Source organism: Fulvivirga marina, from assembly GCF_016775155.1.
In the GTDB taxonomy this organism is placed as follows: domain Bacteria; phylum Bacteroidota; class Bacteroidia; order Cytophagales; family Cyclobacteriaceae; genus Fulvivirga; species Fulvivirga marina.
Window position 1 is genome coordinate 1 of sequence record NZ_JAEUGD010000027.1, and the last position, 9,326, is coordinate 9,326.

General features: G+C 35.2%; 13 protein-coding genes. 5 read left to right on the forward strand and 8 right to left on the reverse strand.

Annotation, left to right across the window (positions count from 1 at the left end):
• Positions 1 to 1,244 precede the first annotated feature (1,244 nt).
• From JMN32_RS08750 to JMN32_RS08760, 3 genes are read right to left on the reverse strand one after another with little or no spacing between them, the layout of a single operon-like run.
• Positions 1,245 to 2,063 carry an ImmA/IrrE family metallo-endopeptidase gene (locus tag JMN32_RS08750; protein WP_202855943.1) on the reverse strand — a complete coding sequence of 273 codons (819 nt, stop codon included), beginning with the start codon at positions 2,061 to 2,063 and terminating at the stop codon, positions 1,245 to 1,247.
• Entirely contained in the window at positions 2,047 to 2,394 is a 348-nt protein-coding gene (locus JMN32_RS08755) for a hypothetical protein (RefSeq protein ID WP_202855944.1), read from the reverse strand. The genes JMN32_RS08750 and JMN32_RS08755 overlap by 17 nt, the downstream gene beginning before the upstream one ends.
• An 11-nt stretch (positions 2,395 to 2,405) precedes the next feature.
• The gene (locus JMN32_RS08760; protein WP_202855945.1) at positions 2,406 to 3,092 is read right to left on the reverse strand and encodes a sigma-70 family RNA polymerase sigma factor; all 687 of its coding nucleotides are present in this window, start codon (positions 3,090 to 3,092) and stop codon (positions 2,406 to 2,408) included.
• A gap of 148 nt (positions 3,093 to 3,240) precedes the next feature.
• On the opposite strand from JMN32_RS08760, the gene JMN32_RS08765 reads away from it, so the two are divergent.
• The 5 genes from JMN32_RS08765 (at position 3,241) to JMN32_RS08785 (ending at position 6,788) form a co-directional block, all read left to right on the forward strand.
• The gene (locus tag JMN32_RS08765; RefSeq protein ID WP_202855946.1) at positions 3,241 to 3,528 is read left to right on the forward strand and encodes a multiubiquitin domain-containing protein; all 288 of its coding nucleotides are present in this window, start codon (positions 3,241 to 3,243) and stop codon (positions 3,526 to 3,528) included.
• A 2-nt stretch (positions 3,529 to 3,530) separates the two neighbouring features.
• On the forward strand, positions 3,531 to 3,929 hold the full coding sequence (locus JMN32_RS08770) for an E2/UBC family protein (protein WP_202855947.1): 399 nt from the start codon (positions 3,531 to 3,533) through the stop codon (positions 3,927 to 3,929).
• Positions 3,926 to 5,317, forward strand: coding sequence for a ThiF family adenylyltransferase (locus tag JMN32_RS08775; protein ID WP_202855948.1), 1,392 nt, complete (start codon positions 3,926 to 3,928; stop codon positions 5,315 to 5,317). The genes JMN32_RS08770 and JMN32_RS08775 overlap by 4 nt, the downstream gene beginning before the upstream one ends.
• Positions 5,310 to 5,672 (forward strand): DUF6527 family protein, encoded by a 363-nt coding sequence (locus JMN32_RS08780; RefSeq protein WP_202855949.1) that lies wholly within the window; start codon positions 5,310 to 5,312, stop codon positions 5,670 to 5,672. The genes JMN32_RS08775 and JMN32_RS08780 overlap by 8 nt, the downstream gene beginning before the upstream one ends.
• A gap of 798 nt (positions 5,673 to 6,470) precedes the next feature.
• Complete coding sequence (locus JMN32_RS08785) at positions 6,471 to 6,788, forward strand: hypothetical protein (RefSeq protein WP_202855950.1); 318 nt, start codon at positions 6,471 to 6,473, stop codon at positions 6,786 to 6,788.
• A gap of 100 nt (positions 6,789 to 6,888) precedes the next feature.
• Here the strand turns inward: JMN32_RS08785 and JMN32_RS08790 are convergent, their stop codons facing one another.
• The 5 genes from JMN32_RS08790 to JMN32_RS27305 form a co-directional block, all read right to left on the reverse strand.
• A complete protein-coding gene (locus JMN32_RS08790; RefSeq protein ID WP_202855951.1) occupies positions 6,889 to 7,179 on the reverse strand; it encodes a hypothetical protein in 291 nt (96 codons plus the stop codon).
• A gap of 12 nt (positions 7,180 to 7,191) precedes the next feature.
• Positions 7,192 to 8,358, reverse strand: coding sequence for a glycosyltransferase (locus tag JMN32_RS08795; protein WP_202855952.1), 1,167 nt, complete (start codon positions 8,356 to 8,358; stop codon positions 7,192 to 7,194).
• Between the two features lie 4 nt (positions 8,359 to 8,362).
• Positions 8,363 to 8,644, reverse strand: a complete 282-nt coding sequence (locus JMN32_RS08800; RefSeq protein ID WP_202855953.1) for a hypothetical protein — start codon at positions 8,642 to 8,644, stop codon at positions 8,363 to 8,365.
• On the reverse strand, positions 8,641 to 9,105 hold the full coding sequence (locus JMN32_RS08805; RefSeq protein WP_202855954.1) for a hypothetical protein: 465 nt from the start codon (positions 9,103 to 9,105) through the stop codon (positions 8,641 to 8,643). Before JMN32_RS08805 ends, JMN32_RS08800 begins: the two co-directional genes overlap by 4 nt.
• Before the next feature lie 23 nt (positions 9,106 to 9,128).
• Positions 9,129 to 9,326: hypothetical protein (locus JMN32_RS27305; RefSeq protein WP_238354399.1), on the reverse strand; the 198-nt coding region annotated here is incomplete at its 5' end.

Below are 9,326 nucleotides of genomic sequence, written 5' to 3' on the forward strand. Positions count from 1 at the left end.
CTCCTTTATCCTTTCTAAATATGAAGGTGACATAGCTGAACTGCTTGTGGTCAATGTTCTCCTCCGAAGCTTCATAGCGAAGCCTGAAGGAAGCATTTCCTTTCATCATAACTGTTAACGCATAAGGGTATATCAACGCCTTTTAAAAGGCGGCCGGGCCTGAACTTTTGTCCAGACTGGTTAACGGTTACTTTCTTTTACACTGAGATTTTGAAAGCAGGGCTGGCATTCGACTTTGAAGGAATGCTCGGTTTGAAAGTCCCGTTGAATTGTCTGCTGTAAATATAGAATTTCGTAGTTAATCTTCAATTGGGCCACATTTTACAACCGGTACAAAAAACTTTAAACTAAAAAAAATAACCATTTATAAATATCTGATTGTGAGATATTTAATCAAATGAACCTTCTGCACCAAGGGGTGTAACTTTTGTTGAAAAAAATATTCTGCACCTGGGAAAAGAGCTTTAAAATACCAGTGTGCAGCATCATTTTCAGAGTTTCTGGAAGTAAAAGCTATTGTATGCAGGGTATGTTTTTAACGGTTTCTCTTTGTACGCAGGCTTATTTGAGGGACTGCATGAGGTTGAAATATCATGCAATCCGCTAATTTGGCTCGGCGTAAATCGTAACTATCTGATAAAAAGATAGGTATAAACGTTTTTCATCTGTAGCATCAGTTGCAGACACCTGAAAAGTGGTCATAAAATAATAGTCTGCAACATATAGTTGCGGCTTAAAAGTATCTGCAACTATAGGTTTTGAAATCAATGAAACGGTTTGAGACTTAAAATATGTGGATGCAGGGATATGTCTTTGGATACCGGAAACCGTTTTCATCCGTTCCGTGATTGTTCTTACGTCAATATGCTTTTTTAATCATCTGATTTACAGATATATAACAAATTTGACATGTGCTGATAATACCTGTAACTATCTGAAAAACAGATTGCTATCTATTCGTTTTAGTGCTAGTCCGAGATTTGTGTGCAGCATATTTAACCTTAGAATTGACCTTATGCAGGCTGTATGTATGTATGTACTGGCGAAACTGCCTGAGATTGTTCTGTCTTTATCTGTGCAGGTGGGAAATTTATTGGGAGAAAGGGAACTGAGTATTTAAACCGGTCCTTGTTCTCCAATTTCGCCAAGACGGTATTATGACTTTCATGGGTGGTTAAGGAATCTCTGAAAAGATTGTTGAAAATGTTTGTTAAAATAATGATTTACCAAGCGCGCTTAATTTCTTAGGCAGGTTTAATAAGAGTTAAATTCCATAAATTACAATAGAATGTCTCTTCTATAACAAAAGTACTATTTGCTAAGTCTTTGTCTATATTAAAGACCCAAGATGACAAAGGGGTTATATGTCTAAAATATCTAATTCCTGTTTGAAGATTTTCAATTCTTTCTTCTTCTAATTTTGGTCGATTTTTATTTAACTTAATCCCAATGGTTTCGCTATCAATCAGCTCCTGAAAGGATTTTGAAACACTTTTATTGATTATACCATCATTGTCATTCCAAAGGATACTCATGGTTGGTTCCAAATTTAAATGAGTAAATCTTATAAATGCACTTGTAATGGAGACGTTGAAGTATCTTTTCAGATCAATAATGGCATCAAATCCGATATTTTCTATTTCTTTATATCTTTTAATGAATTGAGATTTCGGCATAAGTAATGAAGCCGCGAATTGTTGTGCTTGATCCTCCAATTGCTTTTTTATAGGGTTTTTTGAATCTTTTCCCGTGAAAGCGATTGATTCTCCTTTGCTCAATTTTTTCCGATGGTGGCTTAAAAAATAATGACCCAATTCATGACTTAGTGTATATCTACAAATGCTATAATTAATATTATTTAATAAATGCATATTAAGAATAATATAGAATTTACCTCCTTGCCGCCTTATTAGTCCTTTAAATGGATAATCCTTTCTAGAGCCTTCAATAACCTCTATATTAGCCTTTTCTGCAATTTCTAATGGATTAATCGGAATACTTGCAGAATATTTTACAATAATTTGTTCAGCTAGCTCATCAATTCCCTCATTCGATATTTCCATTATCTTTATTTTTTATACGCTTACCGGTCTTGATATCCTTTTTGATATCATCAAGAATATCCTTTGATATTGTATCGCCCTCTTCACCCTGAGCTGCCATAGCTGAAAATTTTTCTGAAGCTGTATCATGATGTTCAACTAGATTATCAAATAGCTCTTCCGCATCTGCGATAGATTTTGGTAACTCTATTTTGGTATCACCGAACATCTTAACATACTTTTCGATTTCTTCATTTGATTCTGGCATTTCATATCCATAATACCTTAGTGCCTCAGATAACTCTTGTTCAAAAGATTTATCTGATTTCCTACTGTTATCCATGTTAGCCATAATGTTGTACTTTAGTGATTTTGTTGATTGGTTTTTACTTGTTCTTGAATTTTATCTACAACTCTTTCTTTTATCTGTATTACAGAATTTCTTTTGAGTTTATATTTTTCCATCAATTCTTCCATTCTATAATCAGGAAGACTCCATTTGCCGGAAGAATCAAATTGTCCTGATTCAAGGTATGCTTTTAATATGTGATTTTGTTTTTCACTTAAATTTATTTGAGACATCGCATCCACAATTTTGTCATACAATATCTGATCTTCTTTCGATAATTTTTTTGATTTGCCAGATGTTTTTTCATGAATTGTCCTTGCAATGATATCTTTATTTTCATCATTAATTCTTACTGTTTTGTACTCATACTGAACAGGCTTTTTATATAAATCAAGAAAAGTATTTTTAGTTATGGTAAATAACCATTTCCTTACATGTTTCACAATCTCCTCAGTATTAACACTTTTATTTCTCTGAAAAGTACCGGATCTATTTAAGATCTTTCTAAAAACTTCTTGCGATAGATCTTTAGCTTCTGCTTCGCAATCATCGTGTGTTTTGCAAAAGCCCAGAGAAGTGTTATGTATGTAACTCGCATGCCTATTATGAAAAATGACAAATGCCTCCTTACGGAAGGGATCTTCTTTGTCTGCTATTATATCGAGTAAATCATAGTCAGTTGTTGTCGTATTTATAAGCATAATACTTGAATTATTTTTCAGTTATTAATGATCATGTAATTCAAGAATATCATGACCTACTATATATACGATGACCAATGACAGTGTGTTAATATTTCGGTTTTGTCATGGTTGATCGTTCTTAAAGTAGACAAAAATTTCAAAAATTATGAAAGAGATAATTGACATCGAGGAATTTGCTAAACAAGGTAAAGCTGTTCCTAAACAAATGGATTACAAAATACGTGTGGATCGTGTTCATTACGTAGTAAATGTAGAATATATGACTGGTAAAGAAATATTAACTCTTGCTGGAAAGAACCCTTTTAATAGATTTCAGCTAAATCAAAAAATTAAAGGTGCTGTAAATAAAGTTGACTATGATCAAAAAGTTGATTTCACAGAACATGGAGTTGAGCGTTTTATGACATTGCCACTCGATCAAACTGAAGGATAAGGATGCGAAGGCAATTTGTATTACCAGAGGAAGATATTGAGTTTCTGGATAGCTCATTTGAGAATTGGGAAACTATTTGTGAAGGGCTGCATAAATGGTTAATTATTCATGATTTTCCAGTTTCTGATGGTTATAATATTAAGATAACCAAAGCTGCTTTTAGAATAGATCAGGGGTACCCTAATACTCAGATTGATATGGTCTATTTTTATCCAGCTTTAATTCGTGTTGATCGAAAACCTATTGGAGCACTAGCCAATCAAATTCTTGATGGTAAAACTTACCAAAGATGGTCACGACATAGGACCAGTCAAAACCCGTGGCGTCCTGGTATTGATAATCTTGAAAGTCATATATTTCTTGTAAAAAACTGGATGGAAAGAGAATTTCAAATTAGATGAAGTATCATTTTAAAATATTAGAAGCAGACTTTATTAGTCTTAAAAATCATTTGTACCCTGGAGACCTGAATGAAGCAGTTTCGATTGCCATTTGTGGCAGAGCTAATAATGGAGCAACTTTTCTTGTGCATAAGATAATAAATGTTCCGCATGAATTGTGTGTAAGAAAACCTGATTTTATCCAATGGCCAACCACTCAATTACTTAATGAATTGCCTAATCTGGTGAAAAAGAATATGGCCATTTTTAAAATCCATAGTCACCCAGGGGGGTATAGCAAATTTTCAGAATTAGATGATAAATCAGATTACGAATTTTTTGAAAGTATCTATGGTTGGTATGACAACTCTGAACTACATGGAAGCTTAGTTTTATTACCTAATAATTCTTTTTTTGGAAGGGTGGTAAATGAAAATTTGACGTTCAACGAAATTGAGAAATTTAGTCGCGTGGGAAGGGAAATAGTTATTAACTATAAAAACAATTTCTCAGTTTCTAATCCTAACTCTATCAATTTAAGAAACATCCAAACCTTAGGTGAAGGAACTCTTAAATTGTTAAGTCAAATGACAATTGGTGTAGTTGGTTGCTCTGGTACAGGAAGCCCAGTAATTGAACAATTAGCGAGACTAGGAGCAGGTAAATTAATATTGGTTGACCCAGATAAGATTGAATACAAAAATCTAAATAGGATTATAAATGCTACTTTGAACGATGCAGATAATAAATCATATAAAGTTGAAGTTTTAAAAAGGGCTATAGATTCAATGGGATTTAATACTGACCTAGAAACAATAAATACAAATATATGCGAAGATGCTGAAGCTATTGAATCTCTTTCAAAATGTGATATATTATTTGGTTGTATGGATAGTATTGATGGAAGACAGATTCTGAATACTGTTTCAAGCTTTTACCTTATCCCATACATCGATGTTGGCGTTAAAATTATAAGTGATAAGAGGGGTGGAATAGAGCAAATTTGTGGTACAGTTCATTATATAATACCTGGAGAATCATCATTACAATCAAGAGGTGTATTCACTGCTGAAGAACTTAGATCAACAAATTTGCTTCGAGTAGATCAGGAAGAATATAATAGGCAGAAAAAGTCTGGCTACATTGTAGATATTAATGTTGAAGCACCTGCCGTTATTAGTATTAACATGTTTGCTGCAAGTTTAGCAGTCAATGAATTTCTTTCACATATTCATCCTATAAAGAATGAGAAATTGGAAGAATTTGATATCATAAGATTCAGTTTAACTGACTTTTACCTTATGAATGAACAATCCTTAGACCCAATTGATATTTATTTAAAAAAATATGTCGGCCGTGGGGATATTAAACCAATTATTAACATGCCTCAATTTACTAATCATGCTTAGGCTTTTTATAAGGATTTGGAAACACCTCTTTAAAAAGGAAACTTATAAAATTCGAAAAATTGATGATTTGCCTGATATTCTTGATGATCAAACTATATATCTCGTTGAAGATTGGGCAATAAGTTTCGTATGTCCATGTGGATGCAGGGAGGTAATTCATCTTAATGCGATTGAAAGTGTTTTTCCAAGATGGACCCACACAATTGGGGATAGTAAAAGGATAGATATTTATCCCTCAATCCATAGAACAGTTGGTTGTAAAAGTCATTTTTGGGTTAAAAATGGCAAAATAAACTGGTGTAAGGATAGTCCCAATAAGGTGATGAAAGCAACCTATTATTCAAGTTATAAATAAAGTTGAACTAAATCTTACTCCAAGGGCACCTTTTGCTTTTAAAATACTGTTTTGATAAATGAAAAAAATTATAAACCAAATATTATTATAATGGGACTTAAACCTTGACCAAAGAGAATCGCTAAATCAACTGGAAAACCCGATCAACGGCAACGTGATAACAAAGACACTCCTGGTAACACACAATCTTTAAAACCACCAAAAAGATCAAAATAAGTAAGGTAGACTATCCACGGAAATAGGGTGCCAAAATGCCGCAACAATACGTTTTTATTTAATTTTACGTAGCGGATATTTTAGCTACTCCGATACTGAGTATATAGTAATATTTACCTACAGAACTTTACTGTCGAGTTATCCATGAAAGCCTATCATCAACTTTAATATTCTGTTTTTTCTTTACATCAGTTTATTTTATGAGCTGATTTCCTTTGAACTACCTTTAAATTAGAAATAGCAGCCCTATTTTAACGCCTCCAGGTGTGTCCCTTTTTTTCCTGTAAAGAAATCATGACAGGAAAGTACTTCTGCATTTTCAGTTCGGTTTATTTTAATGTATCGGAAAAAGGATTGTTCCGTTTTATGTACTGTGATGATATGTTTTGAATATTGACTCGATAAATTTTTGCTACCGGAAGAAAAGTTACAAGGTATTATTTTTTAACCTGACATACTTGTCCCAATTTACCAATTACTTACTTGGTATTTAGATATTTTGTATTTCTGAAACTTTTTGATAAAAAAATAAATTATGATATGTGTGTTGTTTAAAAATTTAAATATAAAAATATTAATGTTATGTCAAGCACAGGTTATGTTTTTATCAATGGTCAGGTAGTTGAAGTTAAGAAATCTATGACACCACAATATGGCCCCAAAATTTACGAAACTTTTAAAGATGCTTTAATGACAGGTCCGTTGGATGAATGTATAAAAAATATGCAGAAACCGTTAGATGTTTTTCCTGTTATTAGATTCGATCCTTTAAATCTGTTTGCCCGAGAAAAAATAGACTGTTCAAAGTGTAACGGAAGAGGCAAAGTAGACACTGGATTTCTATGGTTGTGGATCAAGGTATGTTCAAAATGTGAGGGAAAGGGATTTGTTTATAAGTAGCTTTAGCTTAGCGGTGGTGGACTAAATTAAGGAAATTGTACCTGCTTTCATCAACAAATGGTTAATAAAGCAGGCACATGATTAGTTATTCAAAACTTCTTCAATAATCAGAAGCTCCGGGTTTTCTCTTAAAATACCGGCTTTGCCTGGTATCTTTCAGCCTTTCATACACCTCATCAATCCTTTCAATAATCAACTTATCTTCCATTTGTGGCCTCATGGTTTTTAATAAGTAGTTTAAAGAACGATCATAATTGCTGACCAGGTTAATGTCTGAAGGGTCAATAGGAACATCCAAATATATCGCCCGCTCCATGCGTATGGAATTTTGCAGAAACCATACATAAGCTGCCTTTATTTGAGGTGTTTCTAAAATTTCATCTACTGTCATGGTCTGTTCAATTTAAATAAATACCCTTTCGAAAGTCTTTGAAAAAACTTTTGTAAAACTGTGGTTCTTCCAGGCGTTTTCCTGTGCTGCGGAACCTATTTCTTTTCGTAGGTGTCCATCCTCAATCAAAGCATTAATTTTAGTCTTCCACTCCTCAGGAGTTGTTGCCAGGTACCCGGTATGTCCATCCTCAATAACTTCATTGTAAAGACCATTATTGCTGGCCACCACAGGAATGCCTAAAGCTGCGGCCTCAAGATATTTGATCGTTGACTTACCACAAACATTGAAAGTTATATCCAGGGACGGTAAGAGTATAATATCTATATCGAGATAGTGAAGCCTGTTAAAATATTCTGTAAAGCTGACAGAATGTTCAAAGTTGCAGTTTATTCCGGCGAGCAGGTTTTCCCCGGAAGGTTTTTTGCCATCCCATCCAAAAAATGTGATCCGAAGCGTGCTTCCATAGGCCTCCGTAAGACTTTTTAACACCACAATAATACTTCCGAAATCTGCATAATGGTTGCCACTGCCAGTCAAAAGTATATGGGTTGTTTCGTTTTCATGTTCACGTTCCAAAGGCACTTCCTGGTAAGTATAAGAAGAGAGTACATTGGGAAGGTAAAGGAAATAAGGTAAATTTTCCCTGCCGGTTTCCTGTAGCATTTTCTTATAATATCCCAGCAGGCATTTATTTGGAGATGTGACCAGGTTAGCTTTCAGTAAATTACCTATCAATGCCTGCCTGTGGACATCGGTAATTCTTTTCGATACCGTACTATCTTCGGGGATCTCATGATAGTTCATATCCATATCCATGATAAACCTGATATTGCTTTTGACCCGTTTCATGCCATCCATAAAGTAACAGGCATCGGTCAGGATGGCTGGCAAGACCACATAATCTGCCCACAAGATAAGCCTTGCATCAATGATATGGTTGTAATCGTCGAATGATTTATTGAAATTCCATTTCAAGATTTCGGTTACAATAGCTGAATGGGTGCGTGTCCGGTTCAGCTCCAGGGCTGGCATGATCATTCTGTAGTAGCCCGACCCACACAGGCATGGTCCTACAAACAAAACATGAATTTTATTATCTCGCCTGCACTCAGGGTATTTCTCCTTGAAGGAAAGTGGTGCTGTTAATTTTCTATATAGTGCTTTTACTTCTCGCATAGTGTTAAATTTCTCTTTTTTCTCCTCTGATATATTTTTCAATCAATTGTCCTGTGGCTTTGTCATATATTTCCACTGTAGATGCCTGCTCACCGTAGATGTCAACCCTTTTTCGTAGCCGCTTTAACCCTGTTTCCCTATTTCTAAACTTTGAATAGCGGCTCCGCCAGTCGATAGAATACATGGTCCGAACATTATGATCTGCGAACCAGACGATCATCTTGCTGAGAGAGTGTTTGATAAGTTTCCAGCCACCGGGCGGTACTTTTTCTATCTTCCCGTTCATTTCAAATGTTTTATGAGTTCCTGAAGAGCCACTCGCCGGATAAGAGAGTCTCCATGAAAGGCATGAAGTACAGGGGTTGACCTTTCCAGGCTGATGATGAACTTTAACTGATCTTCCGGCACGTCATTCTGAGCTGAAAATAAGTTGATGTAATCTGCAATGCCCTTAATCATCCTTGTTTCAAGGCTGGGAGTATAAAAACTTCCTGCAAAGCACGTCACCAGCGTATTGACTGAGAGAGGGAGAACCTTCCGTTTCTCAACCATCCATGATTTTAGCTGTTCCTGTTTTTTAATCACCAAAAAATGGTCATCGTGGGTAGCATCTGTCCGGGCAGCCTGATCCTCAAAGAAGCGTGTTATGTTTTCGTTTATCTGCGCTTCAATGCCAAACGGGTCAACAGTGAGTTTTTCCATATAGCCCTGTAACTTCTCCCGCATTGTGGATTTTTCTGTTTTCATAGTTTTAAGATTTATGTAATTGATTATTGATGTTTAAGTAACTCGGGCCTTATGACGGCAGCATAAAATTCATCCATCAGTCCGGGGTGATTGAGTTTGGCAATCTGCCGTTCGCAATCCCTGAAAAGCCTCAGGCTCAGGGCCTCTTTTGATGAACCTTTCTGTTTGGCCCTGGAAAGCCTGCGGAGCTGGGCGCGTAATATGGACTTTGCCTTTACTTC

Coding starts and splice junctions, on each gene's coding strand:
- JMN32_RS08795 (WP_202855952.1), bottom strand. CDS start 8,358: ATGCGAGAAGTAAAAGCACTATATAGAAAATTAACAGCACCACTTTCC.
- JMN32_RS08790 (WP_202855951.1), bottom strand. CDS start 7,179: ATGACAGTAGATGAAATTTTAGAAACACCTCAAATAAAGGCAGCTTAT.
- JMN32_RS08800 (WP_202855953.1), bottom strand. CDS start 8,644: ATGAACGGGAAGATAGAAAAAGTACCGCCCGGTGGCTGGAAACTTATC.
- JMN32_RS08755 (WP_202855944.1), bottom strand. CDS start 2,394: ATGGCTAACATGGATAACAGTAGGAAATCAGATAAATCTTTTGAACAA.
- JMN32_RS08765 (WP_202855946.1), top strand. CDS start 3,241: ATGAAAGAGATAATTGACATCGAGGAATTTGCTAAACAAGGTAAAGCT.
- JMN32_RS08770 (WP_202855947.1), top strand. CDS start 3,531: ATGCGAAGGCAATTTGTATTACCAGAGGAAGATATTGAGTTTCTGGAT.
- JMN32_RS08780 (WP_202855949.1), top strand. CDS start 5,310: ATGCTTAGGCTTTTTATAAGGATTTGGAAACACCTCTTTAAAAAGGAA.
- JMN32_RS08775 (WP_202855948.1), top strand. CDS start 3,926: ATGAAGTATCATTTTAAAATATTAGAAGCAGACTTTATTAGTCTTAAA.
- JMN32_RS08750 (WP_202855943.1), bottom strand. CDS start 2,063: ATGGAAATATCGAATGAGGGAATTGATGAGCTAGCTGAACAAATTATT.
- JMN32_RS08760 (WP_202855945.1), bottom strand. CDS start 3,092: ATGCTTATAAATACGACAACAACTGACTATGATTTACTCGATATAATA.
- JMN32_RS08805 (WP_202855954.1), bottom strand. CDS start 9,105: ATGAAAACAGAAAAATCCACAATGCGGGAGAAGTTACAGGGCTATATG.
- JMN32_RS08785 (WP_202855950.1), top strand. CDS start 6,471: ATGTCAAGCACAGGTTATGTTTTTATCAATGGTCAGGTAGTTGAAGTT.